The organism is Pigmentiphaga litoralis (genome assembly GCF_048632615.1).
In the GTDB taxonomy this organism is placed as follows: Bacteria; Pseudomonadota; Gammaproteobacteria; order Burkholderiales; family Burkholderiaceae_B; genus Pigmentiphaga; species Pigmentiphaga litoralis_B.
The window spans coordinates 2471376-2490360 of the sequence record NZ_CP184479.1; the positions used below are offsets into that span (position 1 = coordinate 2471376).

18 protein-coding genes, 2 pseudogenes and 1 riboswitch are annotated in these 18985 nt (G+C 65.6%); of the genes and pseudogenes, 7 read left to right on the forward strand and 13 right to left on the reverse strand.

The genetic code is table 11. The features are described from left to right. The first annotated feature begins 95 nt into the window (after positions 1-95). Together ACNANG_RS11000 and ACNANG_RS11005 are read left to right on the forward strand one after the other, a co-directional pair. The gene (locus tag ACNANG_RS11000; RefSeq protein ID WP_420227192.1) at positions 96-956 is read left to right on the forward strand and encodes a fumarylacetoacetate hydrolase family protein; all 861 of its coding nucleotides are present in this window, start codon (positions 96-98) and stop codon (positions 954-956) included. A gap of 39 nt (positions 957-995) precedes the next feature. After that, complete coding sequence (locus ACNANG_RS11005; RefSeq protein ID WP_420227193.1) at positions 996-1982, forward strand: Bug family tripartite tricarboxylate transporter substrate binding protein; 987 nt, start codon at positions 996-998, stop codon at positions 1980-1982. Positions 1983-2053: 71 nt separating this feature from the next. On the opposite strand, the gene metW is transcribed toward ACNANG_RS11005, so the two are convergent. The 3 genes and pseudogenes from metW to ACNANG_RS11020 form a co-directional block, all read right to left on the reverse strand. Continuing rightward, positions 2054-2656 (reverse strand): methionine biosynthesis protein MetW, encoded by a 603-nt coding sequence (metW, locus tag ACNANG_RS11010; protein ID WP_420227194.1) that lies wholly within the window; start codon positions 2654-2656, stop codon positions 2054-2056. Continuing rightward, positions 2653-3906: a homoserine O-succinyltransferase MetX gene (gene metX, locus ACNANG_RS11015; protein WP_420227516.1), complete on the reverse strand. Its 1254-nt coding sequence runs from the start codon at positions 3904-3906 to the stop codon at positions 2653-2655. The genes metW and metX overlap by 4 nt, the downstream gene beginning before the upstream one ends. Before the next feature lie 18 nt (positions 3907-3924). Then, positions 3925-4005: riboswitch (SAM riboswitch) on the reverse strand. A gap of 120 nt (positions 4006-4125) precedes the next feature. Continuing rightward, positions 4126-4995, reverse strand: a pseudogene (locus ACNANG_RS11020) (LysR family transcriptional regulator); the annotation flags it as partial. A gap of 87 nt (positions 4996-5082) precedes the next feature. On the opposite strand from ACNANG_RS11020, the gene ACNANG_RS11025 reads away from it, so the two are divergent. From ACNANG_RS11025 to ACNANG_RS11040, 4 genes are read left to right on the forward strand one after another with little or no spacing between them, the layout of a single operon-like run. Continuing rightward, positions 5083-5643, forward strand: a complete 561-nt coding sequence (locus ACNANG_RS11025; protein ID WP_420227195.1) for a TRAP transporter small permease — start codon at positions 5083-5085, stop codon at positions 5641-5643. Next, positions 5640-6917, forward strand: a complete 1278-nt coding sequence (locus tag ACNANG_RS11030) for a TRAP transporter large permease (protein ID WP_420227196.1) — start codon at positions 5640-5642, stop codon at positions 6915-6917. The genes ACNANG_RS11025 and ACNANG_RS11030 overlap by 4 nt, the downstream gene beginning before the upstream one ends. A 41-nt stretch (positions 6918-6958) precedes the next feature. After that, on the forward strand, positions 6959-7966 hold the full coding sequence (locus ACNANG_RS11035; protein WP_420227197.1) for a TRAP transporter substrate-binding protein: 1008 nt from the start codon (positions 6959-6961) through the stop codon (positions 7964-7966). Positions 7967-7968: 2 nt separating this feature from the next. Next, positions 7969-9717, forward strand: coding sequence for a GMC family oxidoreductase (locus ACNANG_RS11040; RefSeq protein ID WP_420227198.1), 1749 nt, complete (start codon positions 7969-7971; stop codon positions 9715-9717). Here the strand turns inward: ACNANG_RS11040 and ACNANG_RS11045 are convergent. Next, positions 9665-10111 carry a helix-turn-helix transcriptional regulator gene (locus ACNANG_RS11045; protein ID WP_420227199.1) on the reverse strand — a complete coding sequence of 149 codons (447 nt, stop codon included), beginning with the start codon at positions 10109-10111 and terminating at the stop codon, positions 9665-9667. The genes ACNANG_RS11040 and ACNANG_RS11045 overlap by 53 nt on opposite strands. 161 nt (positions 10112-10272) lie before the next feature. Between ACNANG_RS11045 and ACNANG_RS11050 the strand changes: the two genes are divergently transcribed. Then, positions 10273-10470 carry a hypothetical protein gene (locus tag ACNANG_RS11050; protein WP_420227200.1) on the forward strand — a complete coding sequence of 66 codons (198 nt, stop codon included), beginning with the start codon at positions 10273-10275 and terminating at the stop codon, positions 10468-10470. Between the two features lie 54 nt (positions 10471-10524). Here the strand turns inward: ACNANG_RS11050 and ptsP are convergent, their stop codons facing one another. From ptsP to ACNANG_RS11095, 9 genes and pseudogenes are all read right to left on the reverse strand, one after another. Further along, the gene (gene ptsP / locus ACNANG_RS11055; protein WP_420227517.1) at positions 10525-12222 is read right to left on the reverse strand and encodes a phosphoenolpyruvate--protein phosphotransferase; all 1698 of its coding nucleotides are present in this window, start codon (positions 12220-12222) and stop codon (positions 10525-10527) included. Between the two features lie 38 nt (positions 12223-12260). Further along, on the reverse strand, positions 12261-12530 hold the full coding sequence (locus ACNANG_RS11060; protein ID WP_420227201.1) for an HPr family phosphocarrier protein: 270 nt from the start codon (positions 12528-12530) through the stop codon (positions 12261-12263). Positions 12531-12532: 2 nt separating this feature from the next. Beyond that, on the reverse strand, positions 12533-12946 hold the full coding sequence (locus ACNANG_RS11065; RefSeq protein WP_420227202.1) for a PTS sugar transporter subunit IIA: 414 nt from the start codon (positions 12944-12946) through the stop codon (positions 12533-12535). Then, positions 12946-13919 (reverse strand): annotated as a pseudogene (gene gshB, locus ACNANG_RS11070) (glutathione synthase). The gene ACNANG_RS11065 and the pseudogene gshB overlap by 1 nt, the downstream one beginning before the upstream one ends. Before the next feature lie 64 nt (positions 13920-13983). Then, complete coding sequence (locus ACNANG_RS11075; protein WP_420227203.1) at positions 13984-15186, reverse strand: methyl-accepting chemotaxis protein; 1203 nt, start codon at positions 15184-15186, stop codon at positions 13984-13986. Positions 15187-15592: 406 nt separating this feature from the next. Continuing rightward, positions 15593-16300, reverse strand: coding sequence for an ABC transporter ATP-binding protein (locus ACNANG_RS11080; RefSeq protein WP_420227204.1), 708 nt, complete (start codon positions 16298-16300; stop codon positions 15593-15595). Further along, positions 16293-17057: an ABC transporter ATP-binding protein gene (locus ACNANG_RS11085; protein ID WP_420227205.1), complete on the reverse strand. Its 765-nt coding sequence runs from the start codon at positions 17055-17057 to the stop codon at positions 16293-16295. Before ACNANG_RS11085 ends, ACNANG_RS11080 begins: the two co-directional genes overlap by 8 nt. Next, the gene (locus ACNANG_RS11090; protein WP_420227206.1) at positions 17054-18115 is read right to left on the reverse strand and encodes a branched-chain amino acid ABC transporter permease; all 1062 of its coding nucleotides are present in this window, start codon (positions 18113-18115) and stop codon (positions 17054-17056) included. The genes ACNANG_RS11085 and ACNANG_RS11090 overlap by 4 nt, the downstream gene beginning before the upstream one ends. After that, a complete protein-coding gene (locus ACNANG_RS11095) occupies positions 18112-18972 on the reverse strand; it encodes a branched-chain amino acid ABC transporter permease (protein WP_420227207.1) in 861 nt (286 codons plus the stop codon). The genes ACNANG_RS11090 and ACNANG_RS11095 overlap by 4 nt, the downstream gene beginning before the upstream one ends. Between the last annotated feature and the right edge of the window lie 13 nt (positions 18973-18985).

Here is an 18985-nt window from a genome sequence, read left to right on the forward strand (position 1 = left end):
GCAGTTCGCAGCATGCAACCCGTTCTACCCGCAACTTTACCCACCGGCCGCATCGTTACCGTGCGGCCGGCTTACCTCGTTTCCAGGAGAATCCCTTGACCATCATCGCCCGCTTCAACGACAACCGCCTTGGCGTGGTGCAAGGTGACGTCATCAAAGACGTGACATCGGTCCTTGACCGGCTGCCCGCCCATCACTACCCCCTGCCGACCCACGACATCTTCATCGCCGCGTTGCCCGAGCTGCTGGGCGCGATCGAAGGCGAAGCCGACAAGGCCGAAGGCATTCCGCTGTCCAGCGTCACCTTCCTGAGCCCGGTCGCCAATCCCGGCAAGCTGGTCGCGGCGCCCGTGAACTACCTGAAGCACCTGGAAGAAGCGCAGACCGATCCGGCGCTGCATCACCAGAACCAGATCGCCACCATCCACCGCGCGGGCCTGTTCCTGAAAGCCACCAGTTCGCTGGTGGGCTCGTCGCACGGCATTGAAGTGGCCATGCCCGACCGCCGCACCGACCATGAAATCGAACTGGCCGCGATCATCGGCAAGCGCGCCAAGAACGTGAGCAAGGAAGAAGCGCTGGAATACGTGGCGGCCTACAGCCTGGGCCTGGACATCACGATCCGCGGTCCGGAAGAACGCAGCCTGCGCAAGTCGCTGGACACCTATTCCGTGCTGGGCCCCTGGATGGTCACGGCCGACGAAATCCCCGATCCGGGCAATCTGGACTTCTCGCTCGAGATCAATGGCGAGGTGCGCCAGCGCGCCAACACCCGCGACCTGATCCTGGGCGTAGCCGAATTGATCGAGCTGGCCTCGCGCTTCTACACCCTTGAGCCAGGTGACATCATCTACACCGGCACGCCGGAAGGGGTTGCCCCTATCTTGCCGGGCGACACACTCCACGCCAGTATCGAAAAAGTAGGTGAATTCACGGTCGAGGTGCGCGCCGCCTGATCGTCAACCACCCCTACAACCAAAACAGAAAGGGATGACATGGATCGGAGACAGTTTGTACAGAACGGCATTGCCCTTGCCTTGGCATCCACGATGGCGCCTGCGTTCGCGCAGACCGCCAGTGGCGCGAAGTGGCCCACCAAGGCCGTGCGCCTGATCGTGCCGTTTCCCGGCGGATCGGCCCCCGACGTGATCGTGCGGCACCTCGCCCAGGTATTGGGCGATAAATGGAAGCAGACGGTGATCGTCGACAACCGCCCTGGCGGCAGCGGCGTGATCGGGCTCAATAATCTGCTCACGTCGCCGGTCGACGATCACACCTTTGCGTTCACGCAAGGGTCGGCCATTTCCATCGTGCCGCGCACGATCAAGAACATCCCTTTCAACATCGAACGCGATTTCGTGCCGGTGTCCTTCAGCATGCTGGCGCCGCTGGTGCTGGCCGTGCCGGTGGACTCGCACTTCAAGTCTGTCCAGCAGTTCATCGACGAAGCCAAGGCCAAGCCAGGCACCTTGCCGGTGGCCGACGTGGGGGTGTATTCCTATCCGCATCTGGCCGGCGAATACTTCGGGCTGAATGCCGGCGTCAAGTTCCTGCACGTCCACTTCACCGGCGGCCCGCCCGCCATCCAGGCCACGATTGGCGGCCACACCCAGGCCGTGATCGAAGGCATGGGCCCGATCCTGCCCTTCGTGCAAAGCGGCCGCTTGCGGGTGCTCGGATCGTTCGGCAGCGAACCCTATCCGGGTCTCGAAAAGGTCGAGCTGATCAGCAAGACCGCACCCAAGACGGTGATCGACGGGTGGTTCGCCACCATCGCGCGCAAGGGCACGTCAGCCTCGGTCATCAATCAATTGAATGCCGACATCAACCAGGCCATGGACGCGCCCGAAGTCCAACGCGCCCTGAAGGACCAGGTGCTGTTCGCACACAAAGGCCCGCCGGCCGATCTGAAAAAGTGGATCGACGACGAAAATGCCAAGTGGGGTCAGGTGATGGACACGCTGGGGATCAAGCCGGAATGATCGATCCGGCGTGATGAACGCCGTGGCGACCCGGGCGGGGCATTCGCCCTGCCACGGTCACCCTGTTGCACTCACCCTGCCGTGAAGCGATACACCGCCAGCGTGCTGCGTAGCCCCGGCGCAACGGTCACTTCGCGATCGTTGGCGAACGTGGCGCGTTCCAGGATGCGCAGGCCCAGCTTGCGGGCCAGGTCTTCGAAGTCGGCCAGCGTGCACAGGTGGATGTTGGGCGTGTTGTACCACTCGTAGGGCATCTGCTTGCTGACCGGCATGCGGCCCCGCAGGATCGACCAGCCGTGCGTCCAGTGGCCGAAATTGGGGAAGGACACGATGCCTTCCCGGCCCACGCGCATCATTTCCAGCAGGATCCGTTCGGTGTTGTGCACGGCCTGCAAGGTCTGCGACAGCACCACCGTATCGAAATGGCCGTCCTGGAACAGGGCCAGCCCGTCTTCCAGGTTCTGCTGGATCACGTTCACGCCGCGGCGCACGCAGGCGATCACGCTGGCATCGTTGATTTCGACACCGACCGTGCGCGCATGCTGCCTGTCGCGCAGGTGCGCGAGCAGCGTGCCGTCGCCGCAGCCCAGGTCCAATACGCGCGAGCCGTCGGCGATCCAGCTTGCGATCCGCGCCAGGTCGGGGCGGATGCCATTGCGATGGCCGGCGTTCATGCGCGCTCCCCCAATCCCAGCTGCATCGCGATCTTGTCGTAATACCCGCTGACTACCGCGTGGTACCGGCTGTCGTCCAGCAGGAAGGCGTCATGCCCGTGCGGCGCGTCGATCTCGGCATAGGTGACCGGCAGGCCGTTGCTTAACAGCGCCTGCACGATTTCGCGCGAACACGATGGCGGAAAACGCCAATCGGTCGCAAACGACGTCAGCAGGAACTCGGCCTTGACCGGCGCCAGCGCCTTGGCCAGGTCGCCCCCTGCATTCTTGGCAGGGTCGAAATAGTCCAGGGCCCGTGTGATCAGCAGATAGGTGTTGGCATCGAAATACTTCGAGAACTTCTCGCCCTGGTAGCGCAGATAGGACTCGACTTCGAATTCCACGTCGTAGCCGTAATGGAAGGCGCCATCGGCCGCCGGGGCACGCTGGGCGCGGCCGAATTTTTCGGCCATGTCGTCGCCGGACAGATAGGTAATGTGGCCGATCATGCGCGCCACCGACAGGCCATGGCGCGGCACCGTGTCGTGCGCGTAGAAGTCGCCGCCATGAAAATCAGGGTCGGTAATGATCGCGCGCCGCGCCACTTCGTTGAACGCAATGTTCTGCGCCGACAGCCGCGGCGTGCTGGCCACCACCACGCAATGGGCCAGCCGGTCCGGATAGGTCACGGCCCAGCCCAGCGCCTGCATGCCGCCCAGGGACCCGCCCATGACCGCCGCGAAGCGTTCGATGCCATACAGATCGGCCACGCGCGCCTGGGCGTGCACCCAGTCTTCGACCGTGACGACCGGGAACGCCGCGCCGTAGGGCTTGCCGGTTGCGGGGTCGATGCTGCCCGGCCCGGTCGAACCAAAGCACGAGCCCAGGTTGTTGATACCGATGACGAAGAAGCGGCGTGTATCCAGCGGCTTGCCCGGCCCGACCATGTTGTCCCACCAGCCCACGTCCGACGGATCATTGGCCGCGATGCCCGCGACATGGTGCGAGGCGTTCAGCGCATGACACACCAGCACGGCGTTGCTGCGGTCGGCGTTCAGGGTGCCGTAGGTTTCGACCATGAGCGAATACGGGCCGAACGACGACCCGCTGGACAACGCCAGCGGCTCGGTGAATTCGATCAGGCGGGACTCGACCACGCCCACGGAACCCGGGTCGCGCGCAGGCGAAGGCGAAGCAGCAGGAACAGGGGTCTGGGGGGAGCGGTCGGGGCTGTGGCAGCCGGCGCCGGGTGCGGGGCAAGCGCCGCGGATGGGCGCACAGTGGGCAAAGACGAAGACACGAAGAGCTCTTTAGCAGGATTTTTATGAGGCGCCCGCAAGCGGGTCAGGCAAATCGGCGCCGGAACCCTGGAATTGTAGCATCGGGGGGTGCAGGGCCTTGTCGAACAGGGTCACACCGGCCGGGCGGGCGGCCTCGACATGCTGGCGCAGCGCCAGCTGGAACGGCGAGAAAGCCTTGTCTTTGCGGTAGACCAGATAAAGCGGAATCGCCATCTCCAGGCCGGGCGTTCGCACCAGGCGCAGCTCGCCATACCGCAGGTCCTGTTCCACCGACGACCTGAGAAAGAAACACACACCCACGTCGCGGCGCACGGCCTCTTTCTGCGCTTCGGGGTGGCCCAACTCCAGCACGATGCGGCGCGAGGGCACGCCGTTGGCCCGCAACTGCCCTTCTTCCAGTTGCTGCATGACGGTGCTGTTGGACGTGCTGACGAACGGCAGGCCGGCCACCGCTTCGCGCTCCACGCTGTCGCCCACCCAGCGGCTGGCAGGCGCGGTCACCAGCCACAACGGTTCGATCCACAGCGGTTGCGCGGTCAGTCCTTCCAGGTTCTGCGTTGGCGCGATGATGGTGACCGCAAAATCGCAGGCGCCGGTGCGAGTGGCTTCCAGCGCCACTTGCGGATTGGAAATCGCCAGCTGCACCAGGCCGTCCGGATACGTCGCGTGGAAGTCGCAGATGATGCCCGGCACCTGGTACGACCCCGCGCTCATGGAAGCGGCCACAACCACCTTGCCCGGTCCGATGTCGGTCGCGCCGCCCAGTTCGCGTTCCAGTTCCCGCGTGCGCGTGACGGTTTCGTGCGCCCACTTCAGGACGCGTTGCCCGGTGGGCGTCAGCGCGATGCCTCGGCCTTCGCGGCGGATCAACCGCGCGCCCAGCGTGGTTTCCAGGCTGCGGATATGGGCGGTCACCACAGGCTGGGAAATGCACAGGAAGTCGGCGGCGCGCGTCACGCTCTGGAGTTCGGCCACGACGCAGAACACCTCCATCTTCTGCAGGGTGAGGTGGGAATCGAAGCCACGCACGGACGTCTCCTGGGACGCGCGCGGTCTCATAGCCGCGCGCCTATGGTTTGTGCCCCCATTTTGAATTGGACGTATGCATGGCGCCTACCTAGGATCGGCCCCATCTACGGAGACACCATGGCACTCGATAACACCAGGAAATGGGTAGAGGGCATCCACCGGGCGGCGACCCTGCTCGAGGTCACGCTTGCCGCCGCGCTGGTCGCGGCCGTCGTCATGAACGTGATCAATATCATTGCGCGGTATGTGTTCGGCCAGTCGCTGACCGGCGTCGATGAATGGCAGGTCTACCTGATGGTGGCCATGGCGTTTGCCGGATCGGTCGTGGCGGCGGTACGCGGCCAGCATCTGCGCATGGATGTGCTGACCCGCTACTTTCCGCGCGTTGCCCGGCGGATCGTGGGCGCGATCGAAGCCGTCAGCGCGGTGCTGCTGTGCGGCTTTGTGTGCGCCATTTCCACGCACTACGCCACCCGCATGCATGCCATTGGCAGCGTGAGCGAAAACGGGCACATCCCGATGTGGCTGCCGCATTCGATCGTGGCGCTGGCCTTTGCGGCCATGACCCTGGTAGGCCTGGCGGATCTGGTGCTGCGGCTGAAGGGCTCGCGCCTGGTGGCCGCGCCGCCCGCGGTCGACGTGGCCGCGCAGGCGCCGGCGCCGGAGGCCGCATCATGAGCTTCGCCCTGGGCGTGCTGCCCATCGCCCTGCTGCTGCTTGGCTTTCCCATCTTCCTGGTGTTGCTGGCGGCGGTCAGTTGTGCATTGGTGTTCTTCATGGACGTGCCCTACACGGCGCTGCACCAGAACCTGTTTGGCGCCATCGACGCCTATGCTTTGCTCGCGATTCCCTTCTTCATTTTTGCGGGCGAATTGATGGGGCGCGGATCGGTGGCGGACCGGTTGGTCGGCTTCGTCAATGCGGGCGTCGGGTCGGTGCGCGGCAGCCTGGCGGTCACGACCGTGGGGTCGTCCGCGCTGTTCGGCGCCATTTCTGGCGTCAGCGCGGCCACGGTCGCGACCATCGGCCGGGTGATGCTGCCGGCGCTTCGGCGCAGCGGCTATCCCGAGAAGTTTTCGGCCGGCCTGCTGACCGCGGTGGGTGCGATCGACATCATCATCCCGCCCAGCATTCCCATGATCGTGTACGGCGCGGCCGCGCAGCAGTCGGTGCCGCGGCTGTATGCGGCCGGTGTGCTGCCCGGGCTGCTGCTGGCCGGCATGCTGTGCATCTACGTGATGGCCTATGCACGCAAGCACCGGATAGGCGGCGGTGAACGGTTTTCGTGGAAAGCGTTTGGCGCGGCGGCGGCGCGCGGCACGGGGGCCCTGGGCGCACCGGTCATCATTCTGGGCGGCATCTACGGCGGCGTGTTTTCGCCCACTGAAGCGGCGGCCGTGGCCTGCCTGTACGCGATCGTCGTCGCCCGCTATTTCTATCGCGAACTGTCGTGGCGCGACATATTGGCCAGCGCGGGCACCACCGCCGTCTTCACCGGGCAGATCCTGATCATCGTGGCCTGCGCCAATGTGTTCGGCTGGCTGCTCACTATTCATCAAGTGCCCGCCAGCCTGGTGCAATGGCTGACCGACCTGCAGCTGCCAGGCTGGACGTTGCTGCTTGCCATCAACGTGCTGCTGCTGGCGGTGGGCTGCTTCATCGACCCCCTGTCGGCCATCCTGTTGTTGTCGCCACTGCTGGTGCCCCTGGTCACGGCCATTGGCGTGGACCCGATCCACTTCGGGATCATTGTCACTGTCAACCTGTCGATCGGCCTCTTCCACCCGCCCTTCGGCATCAACATTTTCGTGGCGCAAAGCGTGCTGAAGCTGCCGCTGGAAACGATCTACCGGGGCATTGTGCCCTTTGTCTTCATCTACCTGATCGCGCTTGGCCTGATTACCTACATCCCCGCCATTTCGCTGCTGGGCGTGCGCCTGCTGGTGAATTGACGGACCACGACGCCTATAAAAAACTGCCTGGAGACACCGCCATGAATCGTCGTCAACACTTGCTGCACCTGGCCAGCCTGGCCGGCTCCGTCACTGCATTGGGGCTGCCGTCGTGGGCCTGGGCGCAGTCCATGACCATGAAGCTGACCGCCACCACGTCGGAAGACCTGGGCATCGACTGGCTGACCGCCTACAAGGCCAATATCGAAGCGGCCACGCAAGGCAAGGTCAAGGGCCAGGTCTACCCGGCCAGCCAGTTGGGCACCGCGCAGCGCACGATCGAAGGCGTGAGCATGGGCACGATCGAAATGGCCATGAATGCGTCGGGCATGTATGAAGGCCTGGATCCGCGGTTTGGCGCGTTGGCCGTGCCGGGCGTGTTCGACAACATCGACCATGGGCTGAAACTGCTGGCCGATCCGGACACGCGCAAGCGGATGGCATCGATCGCCACCGGCAAGGGGGTCGAGGTGCTGACCACGCTGATCCATTCCCAGTGCAGCATCGTGTCGCGCAAGCCGGTGCGCAAGCTGTCCGACCTGAAGGGCCAGAAGATCCGGGTGCCGGGATCGTCCATCCTGATCGCGCAGTTAAAGCAGCTGGGCGCGAATCCCGTCTCGATGTCCCTGGGGGAAGTGCTGCCGGCTTTCCAGAACGGGACGCTGGACGGTGTGTATTCCGGCACGCCGATTCCGTCGGCGCTGAAGTACTTTGACGTGGCCAAGGCGCAGACGCTGCTGCCATCGACCTATATCGCCATCGTCGGCCTGGTCAGCCCGACTTTCTTCAAGACGGCCGGCGCGCTGGATCCGGCCTTGCGGCAGGCGGCCCGCAAGACGGACGACGAGGTGGCGCCCCGTGTGCATGCCCGCGTGCAGGAAGCGCGTGCGATCTGGGAAAAAGGCGGCGGCGAGATGATCGAACTGTCGGCCGCCGACGCCAAGGCCTATCTGGACGCCGTGATCCCGGCCGCGCAAAAGGAACTGACCCCGGCCGCGCGGCAGGACTACGACGCGCTGCGAGCCATTGGCGCCAAGTACCGGAGCTGATGATGACCCGTCACGATCACACGTACGACTACATCATTGTCGGCGCCGGGTCGGGCGGCTGCACCCTGGCCTACCGGCTGGGCGCGGATCCGTCCTTGAAGATCCTGGTGCTGGAAGCCGGCGGTCCGGATCGTTCGCCCCTGATCAAGGTGCCCCTGACCTGGGGCCTGATCCTGAAGCACCGCTTGTACGACTGGGGCTACTTTACCGAGCCCGAGTCCGGCATGGACAACCGCCGCATCGAATGCGCGCGGGGCAAGGTGCTGGGCGGATCCACGTCCATCAATGGCATGGCGTATGCGCGTGGAGCGCGTGCCGATTACGACCACTGGGGACACGACCTGGGGCTGACGGGCTGGAGCTACGCCGACGTGCTGCCCTACTTCAAGCGTGCCGAATCATGGGAAGGCGGGGCCAGCACTTTCCGGGGCGGCAACGGGCCGCTGACGGTCACCCGCATGCAGTACGAAGACCCCCTGGTCGACGCCTTTCTGCAGGCGACCGACCGGATGGGGTATGGCCGCAGCGACGATTACAACGGCGCACGCCTGGAAGGCTTTGGCCCCATGCAGGCCACGATCCGCCGCGGCAAACGGTGGAGCGCCGCATCGGCCTATCTGCGCCCCGCCGTGGCGCGCGGCAATGTCACCGTGCGCACCGGTGCGATGGTGCATCGGGTGGTGCTGGAACACGGGCGCGCGGTGGGCGTGCAGGTGCTGGGCGAGTCCGGAACGGAGCTGATCCGCGCATCGCGCGAGGTGATTCTGGCAGGCGGGGTCATCAATTCACCGCAACTGCTGATGCTGTCAGGTATCGGCAACGCGCAACATCTGCAGCAGCACGGCATTCCGGTCGCGGTGGACCTGCCCGGCGTGGGGCAGAACCTGCAGGACCACATTGTGTGTGACGTGCGATGGAGGCGGACCGAACCGGGCCCGATGCACCGGGCCTTGCGTCTGGACCGCATTGGCGCGGACCTGGCCCGCACCTGGATGTTCGGCACCGGGATATCGAGCAAAGTGCCGGCGGCGGCGGTAGGGCTGGTGCGCAGCGATCCGTCGTTGGCGCTGCCCGACCTGCAGATCATGCTGGCCGCCGCGCCCATGACGGCGGGCCCGCATCTTGGACCTCTGTTGAAACCCTATGTGGATGCCTTTGCGTTGAAGGGCATTTTCATTACGCCGGAAAGCCGGGGGCATGTCGGGCTGGCCAGTGCCGACCCGCGTGCGCCGGCCGTGATCACGCAGAACTTCCTGTCCACCGAGTACGACCGCCGCGCGGTGCGCGAGATGGTGCGCATCATGCGGCGCATTGGCAATTCGGCGTCGCTCGAGCCCTTCCGGGCCGAAGAACTCGCGCCCGGGCCCGACGCCGCCAGCGACGCGGACATCGATGCCTTCATTAGGCGGGTGGCGATCACGCTGCACCATCCGGTGGGTACCTGCAAGATGGGCACGGACCGGGACGCCATGGCCGTGCTGGATACGCAGATGCGGGTGCGCGGGGTGGACGGCTTGCGGGTGGTGGACGGCGCCGCCCTGCCCCGCACGGTGCGCGGGCCCACCAACGCGCCGATCATCATGATGGCGGAGAAAGTGTCGGACGCCATGCTGGGACGGCCGCCACTGGCGCGGGTGGAACTGGAATCTGCGGTGGCAGAGGCCGGAGCGATGACAGCGCCGTCGGCCGGCGCGGACCCTAGATCAGACCCTGAAGGATCGCCTGCGCGACCGCAGCCTGCTTATTCGTGACGTTCAGCTTCAGGAACGCGTTGCCCAGGTGGAAGTTCACGGTGCGTTCGCTGACGCCCAGAATGCAGGCGGTTTCCCAGCTGGTCTTGCCGATCGACGCCCAGCGCAGGCATTCGCTTTCGCGGGCCGACAGGGGCGACTTGCGGGACGGCGGATGCGGCAGCCGGCGGTAGGCGTCCAGCGCCAGCGACGCGGCGTGGGCGATGCAGGCTGGAAAGTGTTCGTTCTTGCGCGCGGTTTGCGACGCGACGTTGTCGGCAAAGGCAAGCAGGATGCAGCCCGCCACTTCGCACGGGCGGCGCGCTTCGGACGGCACCAACAGCCCACGACGCACGCCCAGCTTGCGCAGGCTGGCGTAGTTGCCCGGTTCGTTGTCGCGCCGGTCGGGCCGCACGCAGAACCAGGTATGGGACAGGGGGTGACCCCGCCCAGCGGATGGGGCGCCAGCAGATCGTGCAGCGGCGGGATCAGGTCTTTCCACCACCCGGCCAGGTCGTCGCACAGCCATAGCGCGGGCAGGTTTTCGGCCGACCGGTCAACGACCAGGAAGGCGTGGTGCAAGGCGCCAAGCGCGGCGGCGAAATGGCGCAGGGCGTCGGCAATGTCGACAGCCCCTGCCGCGTCGGCCAGCGGACGCAGCGCAGCCAGGGCTTTCAGCTCTTGCCGATGCAGGGCCGCATCGGCTTCGAGCGAGGCGTCTGGCGCCGGATTCATCATGACTTGCGTGAAAGTAAACATTACCGCAACCTGTAAGATTCGGTAACATAGTATTTCAGTTGCAACAGATTCTCAACGTCAGTGGGCGCTTTATCTGTTTAACAACGTCAAGTCCATTTCGGCCGCTCGGTTCAGTACTGTCGCCACTTTTGCGCGCAAGGCATTGGAATGCGCAGCCAGGATTTCCCGCTTCACGTCCAGCAGCTGGGTCGGGTGCATGGAAAAGTGTGTCAGCCCCAGGCCCAGTAACAACCGGGTCAGTTCCGTGTCTCCGGCCATCTCGCCGCAGACCGACACGCGTTTGCCCGCCCGGGCGCCCGCGTTGATCGAATTGGCGATCAGCCGCAAGACCGCCGGATGCAGCGGGTCATACAGGGCGTCCACGTCCGGGTCGGTCCGGTCGATGGCCAGGGTGTACTGGATCAGGTCATTGGTCCCGATCGACAGGAAGTCGAAGGCTTCGATAAAAGGTTCGATCGCGATCGCCACGGCGGGCACTTCCACCATGGCGCCGACTTCGATGTCGGTGGCATACGCCACGCCCCGCGCGTCCAGGTCGCGCCGGGCCGACGCAATGGCGGCGTACGCTGCCCGCACCTCCCGCAGGTGGGCGATCATCGGGATCAGGATCTGCACCTTGCCATGCACCGACGCGCGCAAGATGGCGCGCAGCTGCGTGGCGAACAGTTCGGGCCGGGCCAGACAGTAGCGGATCGCGCGTTGCCCAAGGGCCGGGTTGGTCGCCACGGTGGCTTCGCCGTCCAGCGTCTTGTCGGCGCCAATGTCCAGCGTGCGAATGGTGACCGTCTTGCCGCCCAGGGTCCGCACCACCATGGCATAGGCTTCGTACTGCTCGTCTTCGTCGGGCAGCGTGTCGCGGCCCATGAACAGGAATTCGCTGCGGAACAGACCGATGCCGTCGGCGCCCGCATCGGCCGCCGCCTGGGCTTCCTCCGGCAGTTCGATGTTGGCGCACAGGGTGATCTCGACGCCGTCCAGCGTGATCGCGGGCACATCCTTGAGCGTGGCCAGGTCGGCGCGTTCCAGGGCGTAGTCGGACTGCCGGCGGCGGTATTCATCCAGCACGCGCGGCGCCGGATTGACGAGCAGTACGCCCGCCTCGCCATCGACGATGACGGTATCGCCATCGCGCATCAATGACCGGGCCGAGCCCAGCGCCACCACGGCGGGTACCCCCATGCTTCGGGCGACGATGGCCGTGTGGGACGTGCCGCCACCCAGGTCGGTCGCGAACGCGGCGAACCGGCCGCCGCGCAGCTTGAGCATGTCGGCGGGCGAAATATCGTGCGCCACCACGATCAGGGGATCGCTGTGTTCCGTCAGGGTCGATTCGCGCCAGGTGCGCTTGCTATCGGTGCCGGCCAGGGCGTGCAGGATCCGTTCGATCACCTGGCGGATGTCGTTGCCCCGCTCCCGCATGTATTCGTCGTCCATCATCGCGAACTGCTCGCCCAGCGCCTGGCCTTGCGCGGTCAGCGCCCATTCGGCGTTGTAATGGCGGGTGCGGATGATTTCGACCGGCTCGACCGAGATCATCGAGTCGGCCAGGATCATGCTGTGGACCTGCAGGAACGCGCCCAGCTCGCGCGGCACGTCGGCCGGCAGGTCGGACGCCATCTGCGCCAGTTCGTCGCGGGCGGTGGCGATCGCGGCCTGCAGGCGCGCGCATTCGGCGTCGACATCTTCGGGGGCGACCCGGTAGTGGGACACTTCGAGCGCCGCGGCGCCGATCACCACCACGCGCCCGATCGCGTAGCCCCGGGACACGCCCAGCCCGTGCAGGGCCAGCATCGCGCCGCTCATGGCTAGTCGCTTTCGCCGAACTTGTTGTCGAACAGCGCCCGGATCTGCTCGAGCGCCTCGGCCGCGTCGTCGCCTTCGGCGTCGACCGTGACGACACTGCCCAGCCCGGCGGCCAGCATCATGACACCCATGATGCTTTTTGCATTGACGCGGCGCGAGCCGCGGGCGATGTGGATCTCGCTGCGGTGCTTGCTGGCAAGCTGCGTCAGCTTGGCCGAGGCCCTTGCGTGCAGCCCCAGCTTGTTGGTAACGGTGATATCTACGGAGGGCATCGTCAGGGTTCTTCAGGTCCGCCGTCGGTGCGCAAAATGCCTTGCGTGCCGCCGGCCAGCGCGCGTTGCGCCGTGTCGTCTAAGGAAAGATGCCGGTACGTGAGTGCCCGCAACAGCATCGGAATATTGGCCCCGGCAATTACCGCCGTGGGTGTGCCGGCGCCCTGCGCCAGACCGGACGCCTTGCCGGCCAGATTGGCCGGGGTCGCCCCCACCATGTCGGTAATCACCAGCACACCCGTTCCGCGGTCGACCGTTTCGATGCAGCCACGCACCTTGTCGAGCGTTACCGCCGGATCGTCATGCGCTCCCACATCATAGGCCAGCACGTCTGACATCGCACCGAATACATGCGCGACACTTGCCAGCAGCGCGGACGCCAGCGGGGCGTGCGCCACAATGACCACGCCGGGCATCAGCGGGTCGCGCGTCCGGGCACCGCCACCGCCGCTTCGAGCGCCTGGGCGAACATCGCGCCCACGTCGAAACCGGTCTGCTCGGTGATTTCGGCAAAGGTGGTCGGGCTGGTCACGTTGATCTCGGTCACGTACTCGCCGATCACGTCCAGGCCGACCAGCAGCAGGCCCCGCGCGGCCAGTTGCGGGCCCAGTTCGCGGGCGATTTCCCAGTCCTTGTCGGACAGCGGCTGGGCCACGCCCCGGCCGCCGGCGGCCAGGTTGCCGCGCGTTTCGCCGGCGGCGGGAATACGGGCCAGGCAGAACGGGACCGGCTCGCCGCCAATGATCAGGATGCGCTTGTCGCCCTGGGTAATCTCGGGAATGAAACGCTGCGCCATGATGCTGCTCTGGCCATAGTTGGTCAGGGTCTCGAGAATGGCGTTCAGGTTCAATTCATCATGGCGCAGGCGGAAGATGCCCGTGCCGCCCATGCCGTCCAGCGGCTTGACGATGACGTCCTGGTACAGCTGGTGGAAGGCCTTGATGCGCGACATACTGCGCGTGACCAGGGTCGGCACGGTCAGGTGCGGAAATTCGGCAATCGACAGTTTTTCCGGATGGTTGCGGATGCTGGCGCCGGAATTGAAGACGCGGGCGCCCTGGGCTTCGGCGCGTTCCAGCATGTGGGTGGAGTACAGGTATTCGATGTCGAACGGGGGTCCTTGCGCATCAGCACGGCGTCGAAGGCGGTCAGGGGCGCGTCGGCCGCCTCGCTTTCGGTCCACCAGTCATGGCCGTGCGGGTCGGCCGCGGGCACCAGCGCGATAGGCGTGGCCGATACGCGGACGTCTCCTTCCATGACATACAGGTCGCCCTGCATGGCCACGCTGAGCGTATGCCCCCGCGCCACCAGCGCGCGCATCATGGCGACGGAGGTGTCTTTGTAGGCTTTTAGAAGGGGGAGCGGGTCCAGAATGAAGAGTACGTGCATGATCGCCTCAGAGTTCCTCCAATAGTAACGCAGCCCCCCGGGCGCTGCGCGCCTAAGGGGGGCTCTACCTCCCGTTGAAGGCTTCGGCGATCTGTTTGGCGCTGGTGCGGATCCTGACGATCGCGTCGCCGGCGGCGTTCGCCAGTTCCATGCCTTTGTGGGCCTGGCCCAGGCTGTCGCCCATGCTTTCGATGGCGACGCGGGCGCCGTCCTGGATGGTGGCGACCATGACGCTGATCTCGCCGGTGGATCCGTTGGTGCGCTCGGACAGTTTGCGCACTTCATCGGCGACGACGGCAAAGCCGCGTCCGGCGTCGCCTGCACGGGCGGCTTCGATGGCGGCGTTCAAGGCCAGCAGGTTGGTCTGCGACGCAATGTCCCGGATCGTCTTGACGATGGACGAGATCTGCTGCGACTGGCTGCCCAGGGATTCGAGCACGGCGGACGTCTTCTGGATCGATTCGGTGATCTTGCGCACTTCCAGCACGGCTTCGTTGATGACCTGGGCGCCCTGCTCCGAAATGGCTTCGGTCTCGTTGGACACCCGGTAGGCGACCCGGGCGTTTTCCAGTTCGTGCTTTTGGGTCGACACCCGGTTGGTGATGTCGGCGGCGAACTTGACGACCTTGATCAGCTTGCCGGTGGCGTCGAACACCGGGTTGTAGGACGCTTCCATCCACACCACGCGGCCGTCCTTGGTCTGGCGCGCGTATTCCCCCGACATGAATGTGCCGGCGTTCAGCTGTTCCCAGAAGCGCGCATATTCGGCGCTGGCCGTGAATTCCTGGTTGCAGAACATGCGGTGGTGACGGCCCAGGATTTCATCGGCCGAATACCCCATGACTTGCAGGAAGTTGTCGTTGGCGGACATGACGGCGCCGTCGGGCGTGAATTCGATCACCGCCATGGACCGGTTCAAGGCGGCCTGGCGGCTGGCCAGTTCGCGTTCTCGGTGCTCGGCGCCGGTCACGTCGGTCGCGATTTCGATCACGCGGCTGACCTGGCCGTCGGCATCGATGACCGGGTTATAGGTGGCGTCGACCCAGATGATGCCGCCGCTGGCCGACAACCGTTGATAGCGGCCGGCCACGGTAACGCCGCGTCGGACCCGGTCCCACACCTCTTTGTAGGCGGCCGACAACCCGGTGGCCGTGTCGCACAGGATGGCGTGGGGCTGGCCGCGCAGGTCGGCCGGATCGCGCTCGAACAGCGCCGCGTAGCGGCGATTGGCCTGCAAAACGATGCCATCGGGCGTGAACTCGGCCATCAGAACGGACTGGTCGATCGCGCGCAGCGAGGCAGCCTGCTCGGCGCTGCGGCGCTCGCTGTCGGCGAGCTCGAGGCGAAGCTTTTTGTCAGAAAGGCAAACATAGGTTCCTGGGGCGCGTGGCAGAACGAGGGGTGATCGGACAGGATTCGCCAACAGCAGCCGCAAGGGTGGGAATTCCGCACGACGCGAACTGCTCGAAAGCTGAAACATATCGTCGCAAGTCAACGTCCCACTGTCGTCCCAGTCCCGTCCCAAGGTCGTCCCAATCTCGTTTTAGCGTCGTCCCAGTCTCGTCCTAGCACCGTCCCAGCCGCGTCGTAGTCAACCTGGGTGAGCTGCCTTCTCCTGGGACGTCCGCTAAAAAAGCCGCATTTTGAACGAATGCGGCCTTTTCGCGACAGCATCAATGCCGCGCCACCCCCAACAGGCCATCCAGCAGGCCCGGGTCGTCCAGCAGGGTTTTCGCCGGCGCGGCATGCACCACGCTGCCCCGTTCCAGCACGATCGCGTCGTGGGTGATGCCCAGCGCCTTGCGGGCGTTCTGCTCGACCAGGATCACCGACATGCCTTCGTCGCGGATGATCTGCTGCAGCACGGCCAGCAGTTCCTGCACGATGATCGGCGCCAGGCCTTCCAGCGGTTCGTCCAGCAGCAGCACCTGCGGGTTGAGCATCAACGCCCGCCCGATGGCCAGCATCTGCTGTTCGCCGCCCGAAAGCTGGTTGCCCAGATTGGCCTTGCGTTCCTGCAATCGCGGAAACATCTGATAGATGCGCTGCACAGTCCATGGGCCGGGAACGGCCACGGCGGTCAGGTTCTCTTCGACCGTCAGCGACTTGAAGATGTTGCGTTCCTGCGGGACCCAGCCAATGCCCGCCAGCGCGCGCTGGTCGGGCCGTAGCGTCGTCAGTTCCTTGCCATTCAGCATGATGCTGCCCGCGAACCGCCGCGTGTGGCCGACGATCGTATTGATCAATGTCGTCTTCCCGGTGCCGTTGCGGCCCAGCAGGGCCAGGGCCTGCCCCTGCCCCAGGGTGACGTCGATGCCGGCCAGCACCTTGGCCTCGCCATAGCCGGCGACCAGGCCGGACACTTTCAACAAGTCAGGCATATGCGCTCCCTGCCAGTTCTTCGCCAAGGTACACGGCCTTGACGCGCGGATCGCGGGCGATGTCGGCATTGCTGCCTTCGGCGAACACGGCGCCATTGACCAGCACCGAGATGCGATTGGCAAAGCTGAATACCAGGTCCATGTCGTGTTCGATCAGCAGGATGGTCACGTCGTCAGGCAGCGCGCCGACCGTGTCCAGGATCTCGCGGCGTTCGCCATCCGGCACGCCGGCCACCGGTTCGTCCAGCAGCAGCACGCGCGGCTTGGCGGCCAGCGCCAGGGCAATTTCCAGCAGGCGTTGTTTGCCGTAGGGCAGCACGCTGGTGCGGCGATCCATGACGTCGGTCAGGTTGCACTGTTCGAGCCAGGCGCCGCACTCGTCCATGATCTCGCCGCGCCGGCCCAGCGCGCGGAACCACGACGACCCGATGCGCTGCCGCTCGGCAATCGCCACCGCCAGCGCTTCGGCCGGGGTCATCTCCGGAAACAGCTGGTTGATCTGGAAGGTGCGGACCAGGCCGCGGCCGGCGCGTTCATGCACGGGCAGCCCGGTAATGTCTTCGCCTTCCAGTTCGATGCGGCCGCTGGTGGGCGGAATCACGCCGGTCAGCAGGTTGATGAACGTGGTCTTGCCGGCGCCGTTGGGCCCGATCAAGGCCTGGCGCGCGCCGCGTTCGACGGTCAGGGACACGTCGTTGGTGGCCACCAGCCCGCCAAAGCGGCGAGTCAGGTTGAAGGTCTGAAGAACGATGCTCATGACGATGTGCTCCCGCCGCTGCGCTTGAACCAGGTCCACGGGCGGACCAGGCGGTCGTGTCCGACGACGACGATGATCACCAGCAGCATGCCGATCCAGAACTGCCAGTATTGAGGGGTGATGCCGGACAGCCAGTCCTGCATCAGTTTGAAGACGATGGCGCCGATGATGCCGCCATACAGGTAGCCCGCGCCGCCGATCACCAGCATCAGCAGCACGTCGGCCGACCGGTGGAAGTCCAGCACGTCGAGCGACGCAAAGCCCGTGGTCTGCGCAAGCAAGGCGCCCGCGACACCCGCATAGGCGCCCGCCATGGTGTAGATGGCGGCGCGGCGGCGGTTGACGTTGACACCCATCGCGGCGGCGCGCAGCGGGTTCTGGCGCACCACCTGCAGGGACATGCCAAAGGGCGACTTGATGACGAAGCGCGCCACGAAGAACAGGATCGCCAGCACGGTAAGCGAGTACAGGTAGGCCGTGCGGCCGAACAGGTCGAATTCGAACGTGCCGAACAGCGGCACCATGGTGACACCGGTCAGGCCGTCCGCGCCGCCCGTCAGCCAGTCCAGTTTGTTCGCGACTTCGTACATGATCAGCGCGACCCCCAGGGTCACCATCAACCGGGTCAGGTCGGTACCGCGCATGACCAGCACACTGCTGACCAGGCCCAGCAAGGCGCTGAGCCCGGCGGCGGCCAGCAGGCCCAGCACCGGGTCGATCCCGAAGTGTTTGGCGAGCAAGGCGGCCGAATAGGCGCCCAATCCGAAGAAGGCGGCGTGGCCCAGCGATACGATGCCGGCGTAGCCCAGGATCAGGTCGAGCGACACGGCGAACAGCGCCAGAATGGTCAGTTCATTCAGCAGCAGAAAGCCGCGAGGCAGCACGAAGGCCGCGGCAAAGGCGACGACCCAGAACAGCACTTCGAGCGGACGCAGCCTGGACCAGCGCGCACCGATCGAACGGATGGCGGCGGTGTCGGCAAGGGGAGCGGCGCCCGCGGCGGTGATCGCCGCGGGTGCGGTAGCGGCGGGCGAGGCGGACTGAAGGGGACGGTTCATTTCACCCCTCCACGCGCGAAGAAGCCCTGGGGACGCCACATCAGGGCGATGATCATGACGCAGTAGATGATGAATGCTCCCATGGTGGGGATGTAGTACTTGCCGGCCACGTCGGCGATGCCCAGCAGCAGCGACGCCAGCAGCGGTCCGGTGATCGTTGTCGTTCCGCCCACCGCCACCACCACCAGGAAATAGATCATGAACTTGAGCGGAAAGGTCGGGTCGAGGCCCAGCAGGTCGGCGCCCAGCGCCCCGCCCAGTCCGGCCAGGCCGGAACCGAAGGCAAAGGTCGACAGGAAGACCAGGTTGATGTTGATGCCCAGCCCGCTGGCGGCGCGGGGGTCGTCCACGGCCGCGCGCAGGCGGCTGCCAAAGCGGGTTTTGGTCAGGATCAGCTGCAGCGCGATAACGAGCGCCACGCAGATCACGATCACGAACAGCCGGTAGTGGCCGATGCCCACGCCGCCGATCTCGGATCGGCCGCTGAGCCATTCGGGCAGTTGCAGGAACTGCTGCTGCGAGCCCAGGAAGTAGTCGACCGCGGCCATGGCCATGAAGGTCAGGCCAATGGAAAACAGCACTTGGTTCAGGTGCGGCTGCCGGTATACACGCCGGTACAGGGCGCGCTCCAGCACCGCGCCCAGCAGCGCCGACACGATGAAGGCAATGGGCAGGCACAGCAGGAAGGGCACGCCGAACCGCGACATGAGCAGGACGGTGACATACCCGCCCGCCATCGCGAAGGCGCCGTGCGCAAGGTTGATGAAGTTCATCAGCCCCATCGTCACGGCCAGCCCGCAGGCCAGCACGAACAGCAACATGCCATAGGCAATGCCGTCAAAAAGAATCGTAAGCATGGTGGTCCACTAC

Bases quoted from the DNA above. Each gene is read 5' to 3' on its own strand.
- ACNANG_RS11005 (WP_420227193.1), top strand. From the start codon at position 996: ATGGATCGGAGACAGTTTGTACAGAACGGCATTGCCCTTGCCTTGGCA.
- metW (WP_420227194.1), bottom strand. From the start codon at position 2,656: ATGAACGCCGGCCATCGCAATGGCATCCGCCCCGACCTGGCGCGGATC.
- ACNANG_RS11025 (WP_420227195.1), top strand. From the start codon at position 5,083: ATGGCACTCGATAACACCAGGAAATGGGTAGAGGGCATCCACCGGGCG.
- ACNANG_RS11030 (WP_420227196.1), top strand. From the start codon at position 5,640: ATGAGCTTCGCCCTGGGCGTGCTGCCCATCGCCCTGCTGCTGCTTGGC.
- ACNANG_RS11035 (WP_420227197.1), top strand. From the start codon at position 6,959: ATGAATCGTCGTCAACACTTGCTGCACCTGGCCAGCCTGGCCGGCTCC.
- ACNANG_RS11040 (WP_420227198.1), top strand. From the start codon at position 7,969: ATGACCCGTCACGATCACACGTACGACTACATCATTGTCGGCGCCGGG.
- ACNANG_RS11060 (WP_420227201.1), bottom strand. From the start codon at position 12,530: ATGCCCTCCGTAGATATCACCGTTACCAACAAGCTGGGGCTGCACGCA.
- ACNANG_RS11065 (WP_420227202.1), bottom strand. From the start codon at position 12,946: ATGCCCGGCGTGGTCATTGTGGCGCACGCCCCGCTGGCGTCCGCGCTG.
- ACNANG_RS11075 (WP_420227203.1), bottom strand. From the start codon at position 15,186: ATGGCCGAGTTCACGCCCGATGGCATCGTTTTGCAGGCCAATCGCCGC.
- ACNANG_RS11080 (WP_420227204.1), bottom strand. From the start codon at position 16,300: ATGCCTGACTTGTTGAAAGTGTCCGGCCTGGTCGCCGGCTATGGCGAG.
- ACNANG_RS11085 (WP_420227205.1), bottom strand. From the start codon at position 17,057: ATGAGCATCGTTCTTCAGACCTTCAACCTGACTCGCCGCTTTGGCGGG.
- ACNANG_RS11090 (WP_420227206.1), bottom strand. From the start codon at position 18,115: ATGAACCGTCCCCTTCAGTCCGCCTCGCCCGCCGCTACCGCACCCGCG.
- ACNANG_RS11095 (WP_420227207.1), bottom strand. From the start codon at position 18,972: ATGCTTACGATTCTTTTTGACGGCATTGCCTATGGCATGTTGCTGTTC.